9 protein-coding genes are annotated in these 14,683 nt (G+C 62.2%); 7 read left to right on the forward strand and 2 right to left on the reverse strand.

Annotated features, from left to right (window positions below; genetic code table 11):
* Positions 1–99 precede the first annotated feature (99 nt).
* The 6 genes from glgB to bglA all read left to right on the forward strand — a co-directional run bounded on the left by glgB (position 100) and on the right by bglA (position 10,486).
* On the forward strand, positions 100–2,313 hold the full coding sequence (glgB, locus tag NKJ01_RS11595; protein WP_352728038.1) for a 1,4-alpha-glucan branching protein GlgB: 2,214 nt from the start codon (positions 100–102) through the stop codon (positions 2,311–2,313).
* Between the two features lie 50 nt (positions 2,314–2,363).
* Positions 2,364–3,629, forward strand: a complete 1,266-nt coding sequence (gene glgC / locus NKJ01_RS11600) for a glucose-1-phosphate adenylyltransferase (protein ID WP_023760530.1) — start codon at positions 2,364–2,366, stop codon at positions 3,627–3,629.
* 3 nt (positions 3,630–3,632) lie between these two features.
* The gene (glgA, locus tag NKJ01_RS11605) at positions 3,633–5,078 is read left to right on the forward strand and encodes a glycogen synthase GlgA (protein WP_352728041.1); all 1,446 of its coding nucleotides are present in this window, start codon (positions 3,633–3,635) and stop codon (positions 5,076–5,078) included.
* 3 nt (positions 5,079–5,081) lie between these two features.
* The gene (locus NKJ01_RS11610) at positions 5,082–6,710 is read left to right on the forward strand and encodes an alpha-D-glucose phosphate-specific phosphoglucomutase (protein ID WP_352728043.1); all 1,629 of its coding nucleotides are present in this window, start codon (positions 5,082–5,084) and stop codon (positions 6,708–6,710) included.
* Between the two features lie 157 nt (positions 6,711–6,867).
* Positions 6,868–8,874 carry a glycogen debranching protein GlgX gene (gene glgX, locus NKJ01_RS11615; protein WP_352728044.1) on the forward strand — a complete coding sequence of 669 codons (2,007 nt, stop codon included), beginning with the start codon at positions 6,868–6,870 and terminating at the stop codon, positions 8,872–8,874.
* Positions 8,861–10,486 carry a beta-galactosidase BglA gene (bglA, locus tag NKJ01_RS11620; protein WP_352728046.1) on the forward strand — a complete coding sequence of 542 codons (1,626 nt, stop codon included), beginning with the start codon at positions 8,861–8,863 and terminating at the stop codon, positions 10,484–10,486. Before glgX ends, bglA begins: the two co-directional genes overlap by 14 nt.
* 9 nt (positions 10,487–10,495) lie before the next feature.
* Here the strand turns inward: bglA and NKJ01_RS11625 are convergent, their stop codons facing one another.
* Both NKJ01_RS11625 and NKJ01_RS11630 read right to left on the reverse strand, forming a co-directional pair.
* Complete coding sequence (locus tag NKJ01_RS11625) at positions 10,496–12,262, reverse strand: Tad domain-containing protein (RefSeq protein WP_352728048.1); 1,767 nt, start codon at positions 12,260–12,262, stop codon at positions 10,496–10,498.
* Positions 12,263–12,709 carry a TadE/TadG family type IV pilus assembly protein gene (locus tag NKJ01_RS11630; RefSeq protein ID WP_352728218.1) on the reverse strand — a complete coding sequence of 149 codons (447 nt, stop codon included), beginning with the start codon at positions 12,707–12,709 and terminating at the stop codon, positions 12,263–12,265.
* 283 nt (positions 12,710–12,992) lie between these two features.
* On the opposite strand from NKJ01_RS11630, the gene NKJ01_RS11635 reads away from it, so the two are divergent.
* Positions 12,993–14,585, forward strand: a complete 1,593-nt coding sequence (locus NKJ01_RS11635; RefSeq protein ID WP_352728050.1) for a peptide ABC transporter substrate-binding protein — start codon at positions 12,993–12,995, stop codon at positions 14,583–14,585.
* Positions 14,586–14,683: the final 98 nt, after the last annotated feature.

The raw sequence follows: 14,683 nt of genomic DNA on the forward strand, positions 1-14,683 counted from the left end.
TTGCATGAGGCTGCGAACGAGGTGGTCCTGGGGTGTGAATTCGACCGTCGAATTCACACCCCAAACAAACGCTTGGTGCCTGGGGAGGGACACTGCCTGATGAAGAAGCCGCGCGCGACCGCAGCGACAAGCGGGCCGGACGGACTGGCGCCAGCCAGCGATGTTGCGGCGATTGTTGCCGGCACGCATGGTGACCCTTTCGCGGTTCTTGGCGTCCATGAGGTCGGCAAGAACCTGTTTGCCCGCTGCTTTGTGCCACATGCCGAATTCGTCACCGCCTACACGCTGACCGGCATCATCGCGGGGGAACTTTCCAGGCGCGACGATGGCGGCTTTTTCGAAGGCAAGCTCTCGATCAAGAAGCGCCAGCCCCTGCGCTATCACGCGCGCAATGCCGGCGGCGACTGGTGGCTGACAGATCCCTATTCGTTCGGTCCGGTGCTTGGCCCGATGGACGACTACTACATCGCCCAAGGCTCCCACCTAAGGCTGTTCGACAAGCTCGGCGCCCATGTCATTGACCACGAAGGCGCTTCCGGCGTGCATTTCGCCGTCTGGGCGCCCAATGCCCGACGCGTCTCGGTGGTCGGCGACTTTAACGAATGGGACGGTCGTCGGCACACGATGCGCGATCGCCGCGACACCGGAATCTGGGAGCTGTTCGTACCCGACATCGGTGCCGGACGACCCTACAAGTACGAGATCATCGGCCCTGACGGCGTCAGGCTGCCGCTGAAGGCGGACCCGTTCGCCTTCAAATCCGAACTGCGGCCGGCCACCGCTTCGGTCGTGGCCATGCCACCAGCGCATGAGTGGGGAGATGAGGCGCATCGCAATTTCTGGCGCAATGCCGACCACCGGCGCGAAGCGATCTCGATCTATGAGGTCCATGCCGGTTCCTGGCAGCTTCGCGACGACGGTACATTCCTGTCATGGGACGAGTTGGCCGACCGGCTGATCCCCTATGTCGTCGAGACCGGCTTCACCCATATCGAATTCATGCCGATCTCCGAACACCCCTATGACCCATCCTGGGGCTACCAGACGACCGGCCTCTACGCACCGTCGGCCCGCTTCGGCGACCCGGACGGCTTTGCCCGTTTCGTCGATGGCGCCCACCGCGCCGGCGTCGGTGTCATCCTCGACTGGGTACCAGCGCATTTCCCGGTCGATGCGCATGGCTTGGCCAATTTCGATGGCACCGCGCTTTATGAGCATGCCGATCCGCGCAAGGGTTTTCATCCCGACTGGAACACCGCGATCTATAATTTCGGCCGCCGCGAAGTGGTGTCCTTCCTCGTCAACAACGCTTTGTTCTGGGCCGAAAAATACCATGTCGACGGTTTGCGCGTCGATGCGGTCGCCTCGATGCTCTACCTCGACTATTCGCGCAAGGCCGGCGAATGGATCCCCAACGAGAAGGGCGGCCGCGAGAACCTCGAGGCGGTCAGCTTCCTGCAGAAGATGAACAAGGAGGTCTATGGCCACCATCCCGGCGTCATGACCATCGCCGAGGAATCGACCTCATGGCCGAAGGTCTCGGCGCCGGTGCACGAGGGCGGCCTAGGCTTCGGCTTCAAATGGAACATGGGCTTCATGCATGACACGCTGGAGTACTTCTCCAAGGAGCCGATCTTCCGCAAGCACCACCACAATGACCTCACCTTCGGCCTGACCTACGCCTTCTCGGAGAACTTCATGCTGCCGCTCTCGCATGACGAGGTCGTGCATGGCAAAGGCACGCTGCTTGGCAAGATGGCCGGCGACGACTGGCAGAAATTCGCGACTTTGCGCGCCTACTATGCCTTCATGTGGGGTTATCCCGGCAAGAAGCTGCTGTTCATGGGGCAGGAGTTCGCGCAGCGCCGCGAATGGAGCGAAGCGCGCGCGCTCGACTGGAACCTGCTCGAATTCCGGCCGCATCGCGGCGTCTGGCAGACGGTGCGCGATCTCAACTATCTTTACCGTTCGCGCCCGGCGCTGCACGGGCGCGACTGCGAACCGGAAGGGTTTTCCTGGCTGATCGTCGACGACAGCCAGAATTCGGTTTTCGCCTGGCTGCGCAGCGCACCGGGGGGCAGCCCGGTGGCCGTCATTTCCAATTTTACGCCGGTGCCGCGCGACAACTATCGCGTGCCGTTGCCGACGGCCGGCAAATGGCGCGAAATCATCAACACCGACGCTTCGGAATATGGCGGTTCCGGCAAGGGCAATGGCGGCACGGTCGAGGCCCGGGCGGAGGGCGGAAGCATCTCTGCGACGATGCTTTTGCCGCCGCTGTCGACGATCATGCTTGAACCCGTGGCCGACTGAGCCATGTCGAGGTCGAGTAAGTCGAGACTGAGTAACTTGGGAGGGTAGAAATGGCAGACTTGAAACGGACCCAGCCGCTGGCGCGCGATGCCATGGCCTATGTATTGGCCGGCGGCCGTGGCAGCCGCCTCAAGGAACTGACTGACCGGCGCGCCAAGCCGGCCGTCTATTTCGGCGGCAAGACGCGCATCATCGACTTCGCGCTTTCCAACGCGCTCAACTCCGGCATTCGCCGCCTTGGCGTCGCCACCCAGTACAAGGCACATTCGCTGATTCGCCATCTGCAACGTGGCTGGAACTTCCTGCGGCCCGAGCGAAACGAGAGTTTCGACATCCTGCCGGCCAGCCAGCGCGTCTCGGAAACGCAGTGGTATGAAGGCACGGCCGACGCAGTCTATCAGAACATCGACATCATCGAGGCCTACGGCCCCGAATACATGGTGGTTCTGGCCGGCGACCACATCTACAAGATGGACTACGAACTGATGCTTCGCCAGCATGTCGACGCCAATGCCGATGTCACCGTCGGTTGCCTCGAAGTGCCGCGCATGGAAGCCACCGGCTTCGGCGTCATGCATGTCGACGGCAAGGACAACATCATTGCTTTCGTCGAAAAGCCCGCCGACCCGCCCGGCATTCCCGACAAGCCGGAATTCGCTCTGGCCTCGATGGGAATCTATGTCTTCAAGACCAAGTTCCTGATGGAGCAGTTGCGCCGCGACGCGGCCGAGCCGGGCTCGAGCCGCGACTTCGGCAAGGACATCATCCCCTATATCGTCCAGCACGGTAAGGCGATTGCCCACCGCTTCGCCAAGTCCTGCGTCCGCTCGACCGCCGAGAACGAGGCCTACTGGCGCGATGTCGGAACGGTCGATGCCTATTGGGAAGCCAATATCGACCTGACTGATATCACGCCGGAGCTCGATCTCTACGACCGAGACTGGCCGATCTGGACTTATGCCGAATTGAAGCCGCCGGCAAAGTTCGTGCATGACGAGGATGGCCGCCGGGGTTCGGCCGTGTCCTCGCTGGTATCGGGCGATTGCATCGTCTCGGGGGCCTCGCTGAAACGAAGCCTGATCTTCACCGGTGCGCGCATCAATTCCTATTCGACGCTGGAAGAAGTCGTCATGCTGCCCGACGTTCATGTCGGCCGGAACGCAAAGTTGAAGCGCGTGGTCATCGACCACGGTGTTAGGATACCGGAAGGGCTGGTAGTCGGCGAGGATCCCGTTCTCGATGCCAAGCGCTTTAGGGTCTCGGAAAAGGGCATTTGCCTGGTCACTCAGGACATGATCGACAAGTTAGGGCTCTAGTGCATGCAGGTTCTGTCGGTCACGCCTGAGATTTTCCCGCTGATCAAGACCGGTGGACTTGCCGACGTGACCGGCGCGCTGCCCATCGCGCTGGCGACCAAGGGCGTGACCATGCGCACGCTCATTCCCGGTTTCCCCACCGTCATGGCCGCCTTCAAGAAGAGGAAGTCGGTTCTGCAATATCCCTTGCTGCAGGGTGGCAAGGCCTCCGTCCATTCCGTCCAACTCGCCGGGCTCGAGCTGTTCGTGCTAGACGCGCCGCATCTGTTCGATCGTCCCGGCGGTCCCTATGGCAATGCGACCGGCGTCGACTGGCCCGACAATTGGCGGCGCTTCGCGGCGCTGAGCCAAGTCGGCAGCGACATCGCCAGTGGCGCCATCTCGGGCTACCAGCCCGACATCGTCCATGCCCATGACTGGCAGTCTGCGATGACCCTGGCTTACATGCGCTACGGCAGGGCAGTCGGCGTGCCCTCGATGCTAACCGTCCACAATCTCGCCTTCCAGGGCCAGTTCGGCGCAGGCATCTTCGGCGAGCTCGGCTTGCCGGCGGCGGCGATGGCGCTCGACGGCGTCGAATATTACGGTGGCGTCGGCTTCCTCAAAGCCGGCCTGCAGGCGGCCTGGGCAATCACCACGGTCAGTCCAACCTATGCGCAGGAGATTCGCTCGGCGGAATTCGGCATGGGTCTCGACGGCCTCATCAACATGCGCTCCAGCGATCTCCATGGCATCGTCAACGGCATCGACACCGGGATATGGGATCCCGAAACCGACAAGCATCTGGTGTCCACCTATACGGCCAGTACGCTGAAGGCGCGCGCCCCCAACAGGGCGGCCGTCGAAGATCGCTTCAGCCTTGAGCGCGACGACAGTCCGATCGTCTGCGTCGTCAGCCGCCTGACCTGGCAAAAGGGCATGGACATTTTCGCGACAGCCGTCGATGGCGTCGTTGCGACTGGCGCGCGCCTGGCGATCCTGGGCTCGGGCGATGCTGGTCTTGAAGGCGCACTGCTTGCCGCGGCCGCCAGGCATCGCGGCCGTATCGGGGTCGTGGTCGGCTATGACGAGGGACTGTCGCACATCATGCAAGGCGGCTGCGACGCCATAGTCATTCCCTCGCGCTTCGAACCCTGCGGGCTGACACAGCTTTACGGACTGCGCTATGGCTGCGTTCCGGTGGTCGCCCGCACCGGCGGCCTGGCCGATACGGTCATCGACGCCAACGAGGCCGCCATTTCAGCTGGTGTCGCCACCGGCTTCCAGTTCGCGCCCAACAATGGCGGTGCCTTGCTGCACGCCATCCGCCGCCTCGTCGACGCCCATGCCAGTCCGGTGGTCTGGGAATCGTTGCAGCGCCAAGGCATGAAAGCCGATGTGTCGTGGGACAAGAGCGCGGAAAAATATTTTGAACTCTATCGCTCGCTGCTTTCGAAAAGGGTTTCCTGAAGCATGATACGGACCGTCCCCACCAAACCCTATTCCGATCAGAAGCCCGGCACGTCGGGCCTGCGCAAGAAGGTGCCGGTGTTCCAGCAGGAGCACTATGCCGAGAACTTCATCCAGTCGATCTTCGACGCGCTCGATGGTTTCAAGGGCAAGACCCTGGTGATCGGCGGCGATGGCCGCTTCTACAACCGCGAGGTCATCCAGAAGGCCATCGCCATGGCGGCCGCCAACGGCTTCGGCAAGGTGATGGTCGGGCAGGGCGGCATCCTGTCGACGCCGGCCGCTTCGCATGTCATCCGCAAATACAAGACCTTCGGCGGCATCATCCTGTCGGCCAGCCACAATCCGGGCGGCCCGCACGAGGATTTCGGCATCAAGTACAATGCCGGCAATGGCGGCCCGGCGCCGGAAAAGCTGACCGACGCGATCTTCGCCAAGACCAAGGCAATCGCGAGCTTCAAGATCGCCGATATCGATCCGATCGACATCGACACAACAGGCACGGTCAAGGTCGCCGGCATGACGGTCGAGATCATCGATCCGGTCGCCGACTATGCCGAGCTGATGGAAAGCCTGTTCGATTTCGACGCATTGCGCAAACTGTTCAAGTCCGGCTTCCGCATGCGCTTCGACGCCATGCATGCCGTGACCGGTCCCTATGCCAAGGAAATCCTGGAAAACCGGCTGGGTGCGCCCAACGGCACCTGCCGCAACTTCAAGCCGTTGCCGGATTTCGGCGGCCATCACCCGGACCCGAACCTCGTCCATGCCAAACACCTCTATGACGAGATGATGGGGCCGGACGCACCGGATTTCGGCGCCGCCTCGGACGGCGACGGCGACCGCAATCTGATCATCGGCAAGGGCATTTTCGTCACCCCGTCGGATTCCGTCGCCATGCTCGCCGCCAACGCCCGCCTGGCGCCTGGCTACAAGGCTGGTTTGAAAGGCATTGCCCGCTCGATGCCGACCAGTGGTGCTGCCGACCGCGTTGCTGAAAAACTCGGCATCGGCATCTACGAGACGCCGACCGGCTGGAAGTTCTTCGGCAATCTGCTCGACGCAGACATGGCGACGATTTGCGGCGAGGAAAGTGCTGGCACCGGCTCCAACCATGTTCGCGAAAAGGATGGCCTGTGGGCGGTGCTGCTGTGGCTCAACATCCTTGCCGCGCGCGGCGAAAGCTGCAAGCAGATCGTCACCGAGCACTGGGCAACCTACGGCCGCAATTACTATTCGCGGCATGACTATGAAGAGGTCGAGAGCGACCGTGCCAACGCGCTGGTCGACGAACTCCGCGCCAGGCTCGGCGCGTTGCCGGGCACCAGCGTGCGAGGCATGACAGTCGCCAGTGCCGACGATTTTGCCTATCACGATCCGGTCGATGGTTCGACCAGCGAGCATCAGGGGATCAGGGTTATGTTCGAAGGCGGTTCACGCGTCGTCTTCCGCCTCTCCGGCACCGGCACGTCGGGCGCGACGTTGCGCGTCTATATCGAGCGTTACGAGCCTGACAAGTCGAGGCACGATCTCGACACGCAGGCAGCCCTTGCCGATCTGATTGCCGCGGCCGATGATATTGCCGGGATCAAGAGTCACACCGGTCGCAACAAGCCGAGCGTGATCACTTGAGGGTGGCGGTGGCTTCACCCTCCCCCTTGTGGGGAGGGTCGATCCGCGTTGCGGAGCGAGATGGGGGTGCTCATAAAGCGCTTTTCCCGCCCCGCCCCCCACCCCCATCACTCCCTTCGCCCCCCCCCCCCAATGGGGGAGGGTGGAGGACGCGCTGGTGAGCCAGCTCGGCGCTACCGTCACCCGCGACGGCATCCGCTTTGCCGCCTGGTCGCAGGCCGCCAGACGGCTCTGGGTCTCGATCTTCAACGAGCAGGGCAACCGGGAACTCGAACGGCTCGAGCTGCGGCCGGAAGGCGAGGGCGTCCATGCGCTGTTTGTTGCGGGTCTTGGCCCCGGCACCCGCTACGGTTTTCGCGCCGATGGCGACTACGCGCCGGAGCGCGGGCTGTGGTTCGACCCCGCCAAGCTCCTGACCGACCCTTACGCCGTCGAGATCGACAGGTCTTACGCCTATGACTGGCGGCTGGCCCAGCGTCGCGGCGAGGGCGCCGATACCGCGCCGCTGATGCCGAAGGCGATTGCGGTTGCCTTGCCGAAGCCGGTGCAGGCTGCGCCGCCGCTCTTTCAGCCCGGTGATCTGATCTACGAAGTGCCGGTGCGCGCCTTCACAATGCTGCACCCAGACGTTCCGGAAAAATTGCGCGGTACGGTCGCGGCGTTGGCTCACCCCGCGATAATCGAGCACCTAAAAAAACTCGGCGTTGGCGCGGTCGAACTGATGCCGGTGACGGCATCGATCGATGAGCGGCATTTGCCGTCGCTTGGGCTGCGCAACGCCTGGGGCTACAATCCCGTCACGTTCATGGCGCTCGATCCACGCCTGGCGCCGGGCGGCATCATGGAATTGCGAAACACCGTCGCCGTGCTGCGCCGGGCCGGCATCGGCGTCATCCTCGATCTCGTCTTCAATCATACCGGCGAGAGCGACAGGCTCGGGCCCACGCTGTCGCTGCGCGGCTTCGACAACCAGGGCTATTACCGGCACACATCTGACGGCAGGCTGACCAACGACACCGGCACCGGCAACACCGTCGCTTGCGATCATCCGGTCGTCAGGGAAATGGTCCTCGACACGCTTCGCCATTTTGCCCGGGTTGCCGGCGTCGATGGTTTCCGCTTCGACCTGGCGCCCATTCTGGGCCGTATCGAAGGAACATTCGATGCCGAGGCGCCGCTGCTGAAGGCGATGCGCGAAGATGCGCTGCTGGCCGATCGCGTATTGATCGCCGAGCCCTGGGACATCGGCCCGGATGGCTATCAGCTCGGCAATTTTCCGCCTTCCTTCCTTGAATGGAACGATAAGTACCGCGACGATGTCAGGCGCTTCTGGCGCGGCGACGCCGGCATGGTCGGCGCGCTGGCGACCCGACTGGCCGGTTCGTCCGATGTGTTTGCCGCGAAGGGACAAAACGCCAGCCGCACGGTCAATTTCATCGCCGCCCATGACGGCATGACGCTCGCCGACATCGTGCGCTACGAGCGCAAGCACAACGAGGCCAATGGCGAGCAGAATCGCGACGGCCACAACGAGAACTTGTCCTGGAACAACGGCGTCGAAGGGGATGCGGACGACCCGGCTGTGGCAGCGGCTCGCCTGAACGACCAGCGCGCGCTGCTCGCCACACTGTTTGCCTCACGCGGCACCATCATGCTGACGGCTGGCGACGAATTCGGCCGTACCCAGCAGGGCAACAACAACGCCTATGCGCAGGACAATGAGATCACCTGGCTCGACTGGGCCGGCCGCGACCAGGCTCTTGAGCGCTACACGGCGCTGCTCTCGACGTTGCGCCGCGCGACATCAGTGCTTTCCGATACAGGCTTCCTCACTGGCCGGTCGCCGGCAGACTCGGAGATGCCGGACGTCGCCTGGCTGACCGAGACAGGCGTGCCGCTCGATGAACAGAGCTGGCAGGATCTGCAGCGGCACCGTCTTGTCATGATCCTGGGTGGCGCCAGCGATGGCGAGGGTCGCCTTGCCGTCATCGTCAACGGCGATCGCCGGGCCTGCATGGTCACGCTGCCTGAGCGTGAAGGGTTTTTCTGGGCCGCTGCCGTCGATGCAGCTGATATCTCGCGGCCAGTATCGGGGCGGACGGTGATCTTCATGATCGAACAAGCGCAGGCCGGCACAAGGGAGAAGCGCAATGGCGTCAGCTGACAAGGCCGGATGGTGGCGCGGCTGCGTCATCTACCAGATCTACCCGCGCTCGTTCCAGGACACGACCGGCGACGGCAGCGGCGATCTCGCAGGCATTACGTCGAGGCTCGCTCATGTCGCCTCGCTTGGTGTCGACGCTGTCTGGCTGTCGCCCTTCTTTAAGTCGCCGATGGCCGATATGGGCTACGACGTGTCGAACTACTGCGATGTCGATCCGATGTTCGGCACGCTTGAGGATTTCGATGCGCTTGTCGCCGAGGCGCATCGTCTCGGCCTGAAGATCATCATCGATCAGGTGCTGTCGCATTCATCCGATAAGCACGACTGGTTCGTCGAAAGCCGCGGCAGCCGCGATAATCCCAAGGCCGACTGGTATGTCTGGGCCGACGCCAAGCCTGATGGCGGCGCGCCGAACAACTGGCTCTCCGTTTTCGGTGGCCCGGCCTGGGAATGGGATTCGACCCGCCGGCAATATTACATGCACAATTTCCTCGCCTCGCAGCCGGACCTGAATTTCCACAATCTGGAGGTTCAGGACGCGCTTCTGGAAACGGTGCGGTTCTGGCTGGAGAGCGGCGTAGACGGCTTCCGGTTGGATACGGTCAACTACTATGTCCATGACCGCTGGCTGCGCAGCAATCCGCCCCTGGCGTCGAGCGTCGCCGGCACCAACAGCGAGACCAACACCTACCTCTACCAGGAGCACCTGTTCGACAAGACGCAGCCGGAGAACTTGGCATTTCTCCAGCGCTTCAGGGCGCTGCTCGACGAATATGACGACCGTACCGCAGTCGGCGAAATCGGCGATGAAGGCCGCTCCCTGCAGACGCTCGCCGCCTACACCTCAGGCGGCGACAAGCTGCATATGTGCTACACTTTCGACCTGCTGGGGCCGCAGTTCTCGGCGGCGCATGTACGCGGCTGCGTCGAAGCCTTCGAGGCAAGCGTTTCCGATGGCTGGGTCTGCTGGGCGTTCTCAAACCATGACGTAGTGCGCCATGTCAGCCGCTGGACGAGGCCGGGAAGTGATCCCGACGCGGTCGCAAGATTCTCGATCATGCTGCTGTCCTGCCTGCGCGGATCGATCTGCCTCTACCAGGGCGAGGAACTTGGCCTGGAGGAGGCGGAGCTTGCTTATGGGGATCTGCGCGATCCCGTCGGCATCCGCTTCTGGCCGGGCGTCAAGGGCAGGGATGGATGTCGTACGCCGATGGTCTGGGAGGCTGGCGCCGACAATGCGGGCTTCTCGACGGCCAAGCCGTGGCTGCCCATACCGGCCAGCCATCGCGCCCGAGCGGTCGACGTGCAGAATGCAGACGCCACATCGGTGCTCACGTCCTATCGGGCCGCCCTGGCGTTGCGCAGGGAGCATGAGGCGCTGGTAACAGGCTCGATCCTCTTTATTGACGCTGAGGGTGACGTGCTCGCCTTCATCCGCGAAGGCGGCGGCGAGAGACTGCTCTGTGTCTTCAATTTCACAGGGGAGCCGGCGAATTGGCCCTTGCCTCCTGATATCGGAGCGGTCGCAAAGCTTGCCGGCGATGCAGCTGCCGTCGAGGAGACCGGGCTCTCGTTGCCTGCGCTCGGATATTTTCTTGGCCGCCTCGATTGACGTCCGTCCTTACTGGACGAGTACCGAGCGTCCGCAGGTCGCGCCGGTAACCCGTACATCGGCCTCGCCGACGCCGACACCCAGCGCTGAGAGCACATTGTAGAGCAAGTCGTCGACGGGCGCTGTTACACCGTTCAGCGCCGTCACCACCGCCGGCTTGACCGCTCCGGTCAGGGCTGTCAGGTCGATCCCCAGGCCAAGCGCATTGACCGAAAGTGACAGGTTGCTGACCAGAGACGTGGTGAGCGATTGTGTAATGTTGCGCGTCGAAACGGTCTTGATCGTCTTGTTGGCGATGTCGGCCGCATCGAAGGTCAGTGTTGTCGGGTTGTTGTTGGTGATCGCGGTGGCGGCGGAGCCCATCATCTGTATCAGCGGAATGTTGGTCAGCAGCAGCTTGAGGTTCGCATCCGCGATTTCCGCGTCGGTGAATGTCTGCGGTTGGCTGAAGTCGCCAAAGCCTGAAGTGTTGCTGTTGGCCAGGTGCAGCGCGGCAATGCCTGGGTGCGCCGCGATGGAAACCTTGATGCTGGAAGGCCCTGTCGGACAAGTGATGTCGGTCAGTTTGGCTTCGGCATAGGCGACTTCCACATTGAGCGGCAGGTTCACGGCCAGCAGACTGACGCCGCCGCCGAGACCAGGTGTGCCGACCCCGACGCTGGCCACCAGCTTGATACGTGTCTGTGCCGTGCGCACCGTGGTACCGATTCCACCGACCGCGAGCCATGGCGAAAATTGTGCCGGCTCGCCGATCGCAATGGTAAGCTTGGTGGAAACAAGCCCCGGTACGGTGGCTCCGAGATTGACCTGAGCCTGGTTGGTGCCGTTAGCCAGCACTGCGGCGGCAGTCAGCATTCCCATGGCGCTTGCATCGACCCCTAGGCCTGTCGGGGTTTGCCCCAACCCCACGCTGCCCACGGAGCCGAGGTCGACAAGGCTGCTGAGCGGGATCTTGACCGTGCTGGTCGACTTGGACGCGATCGTCTGCAGGGCGACCTTGGCCGTATTGCCAACTCCAGGCACATTGGCCATGGCGGTAGCGATCTGGCCGACGGTCGCCTTGGAGGCCAGCACATCCGAATAGGTACCGCCGGTCACGTTCGCTTGCGTGGCAAGGGCACTGATGAAGGAGAGGACGCTGACATCGGCCGAGATCAACCCGTTGTAGTCCATGACGCTGAGCGAAATGTTGCCGCCGAGAAGTCCGCTCAGAAGCGCGTTGAGGATGCCGCCATTGACGCTGGCCAGCCTCGACCCTACCGAGAACGTTGCCAGCGGTGTCATGCTGGCCGTCGCCTCAGTGCCGATGACCGGAGTGGGGATCAGTGAACTCGCGAAATAGCGGGCCGGGATCTTCTTCAGGGTTACGCGGACGGCATTGTAGGGTGTCAAGTTGGCCTGGAAGCGCTGGCTTACGTTAGCACCGGATGCCGCGTATCGTCCCGGTGTGACCGAAACGACGGTTTTGCCGACGGCCGGTGCGATCGTCTGTCCAGAGCCTTGAACGACAACCCCCGGCATGCCGTTGTCGGTCAGCGTGGTCACGACTGCGGTGTCGATCTTTGTGATGTTCGAGGCGGCGGTGATCGCGGCCAAGTCCACCATTGCCTGTGCTTCGCGACGCTCGGTGTAGATCGAGGCTTCGTCGATGGCGACGGCAGCCAGCGCAAGCCCGACCGGCGCCATGAGCGCGGTCATCACGGCAAAATTCGCCTTTCTGTCACTCAGCATCAACCGCGCCAGCCGGCCGATCTCCTTGCGCGCATGCGGCAACACTTAGATACCTCCGACCCGTATGGTTGACTGGCGCGTGATCGTGGTCCCTGGCATCGCGATGCCAGGGAAGAGATTCCATATCGGCAGGTTGCGTGCATCGTATTGGATGGAAACCACGAACTGGCTGCCATCGGCTGTGCTGTCATTGGCCTGATAGGTTAGCTTGTTCGCATCCACGAACGGATATCCACCGGCATTGTTGGTGACGAAACTGGCCACGAGCGTCTGCCGTTCGGTCTGGTTCATCCCAGCAATGGCTGTCCGTGCGGCGTCCGCCGCGATTTGCTGGATCGAGTTGGCCGCACCGAAATACATGCCGTACGCAACCATTCCAAGCAGGATGAGGATGAAGATCGGTGAGAGCAGGGCGAACTCAACCGCCGAAGTTCCCGAAGTACTTATCCGGAATCGGCGGCTTCTGGCCATAAGAATGAGACGGCGAACCATGTCGCTGAACATGCCAAAGTTCGCATGCAAAAAGCGGAAACCCCAGGTGCAACCTGGCGGTGTGAGCGATTGAAGGCATGTTCTAATTTAGCGATGGCCTCTTTCTTCTCATTGTTGACTTAGGGTCAATCAGTACTCAGTTGAAAAGAGCTTACCTCCTGTCTAGTCTCCTGCCACCAGCCATCGGAGGGAACCGGTGGCGCGCTCGAAGGAGTCAGATATCGGCTCCGGGGCGTCAACACGTAAAGGCGCGCCGACGGGCAGCGCCGACAGGGAGAACTTCATGCTGAAAAACATGCTGAGGGCGACTGTGTTCGCCACGACCATGGCGGTGGCAGCCGGCACGTTCTACACGCCCGCTTTCGCCGAGACCGTCTACAACCGCGGATCCGCCGCCGAAGCGGAGACGCTCGATCCGCACAAGACGTCGACGGTCTACGAAGCCGATATCATACGCGACCTGTTCCAGGGCCTCGTCATGCATGACCAGAAGACGAACCTCATTCCGGGCGCCGCCGAAAGCTGGACGGTGTCCGACGACGGCACAGTCTACACCTTCAAGCTGCGCAAGAACGGCCTCTGGTCGGACGGCAGCCCGGTGACGGCCGACGACTTCGTTTATTCGTTCCGTCGGCTGGAAGATCCAGCCACCGCTGCCGAATACGCTTCCATGCTCTATCCCGTGAAGAACGCCGAGGAAGTCAACACCAAGAAGGGCAAGCCGGAGGACATGGGCGTCAAGGCGCTTGACGCGAATACCCTCGAAGTCACGCTGAAGGCGCCGACGCCTTACTTCCTGGAGATGCTGACCCACCAGGCGACCTATCCGGTCAACAAGGCGTCTATCGAAAAGCTTGGCGCCGACTGGATCAAGGCAGGCAAGCTGGTCTCCAACGGGGCTTATACAGCGGCGGAGTGGATTCCCAACGACCATCTGAAGCTGGTCAAGAATCCGAAATTCTGGGACGCCGCCACCGTCAAGGTCGACGTGGTCAACTACATCCCGACCGAGGATCGCTCGTCGGCGATGAAGCGCTTCGAGGCCGGTGAACTCGATAGTTACGGTGACCTGCCGACCGAACAGCTCGCCGACCTCAAGACCAAATTCGGCGACCAGGTCCGTGTCGGTCCATATCTCGGCACCTACTATTATGCGATCAAGACCGACAAGGCGCCGTGGGATAATGTCGAACTGCGCAACGCCATCTCGATGGCGATCGATCGCGACTTTCTCGCCGAAAAAGTCTGGCAGAACTCGATGCTGCCCGGCTATTCGATGGTACCTCCGGGCATCGAAGGCTACACGCCGGCACTGGCCAAATACGCCGACATGCCGCAGATCGACCGCGAAGACGCTGCCAAGAAGATCCTCGAGAAACTCGGCTATACACCCGAGCATCCGTTGAAAATGGAGATCCGCTACAACACCTCGGAAAACCACAAGAACACCGCTGTCGCCATCCAGGAACAATTGAAGCCGCTTGGCGTCGAGATCACGCTGCTCAACACCGACACCAAGACCCACTACTCGTTCCTCGAGCAGAAGGGCGACTACGATGTGGCGCGTGCCGCCTGGATCGCAGATTACAAGGACCCGGAAACCTTCCTCGGCATCTCGCGCAAGGCCAGCGGCAACAATTATTCGAACTACAACAACCCGAAATACGAAGCGGCGATGGACAAGGCCGCCGCCGCCGGTGGCAAACCCGAACTGCGCATGAAGGAACTCGCCGAGGCCGAGCGCATCCTCATCGATGATGTCGGCGAGATCCCGCTTCTCTACTACAGCTACCACGACATCGTTTCTTCGAAGCTGCATGGTTTCGACGACAATGTGATGGACATCCATCCGTCCCGCTTCATCAGCAAGGACTGATCCCTTAGCTGGGCCGCCGCGCCACTCATGCGCGGCGGTGCTGGTTTGCCATCGCATCGGCCCGGGAACCGGATCGATTTTCGACAATGTCGGTGCGA

Origin of the sequence: Mesorhizobium sp. M0276 (genome assembly GCF_040321755.1) — a bacterium.
In the GTDB taxonomy this organism is placed as follows: domain Bacteria; phylum Pseudomonadota; class Alphaproteobacteria; order Rhizobiales; family Rhizobiaceae; genus Mesorhizobium.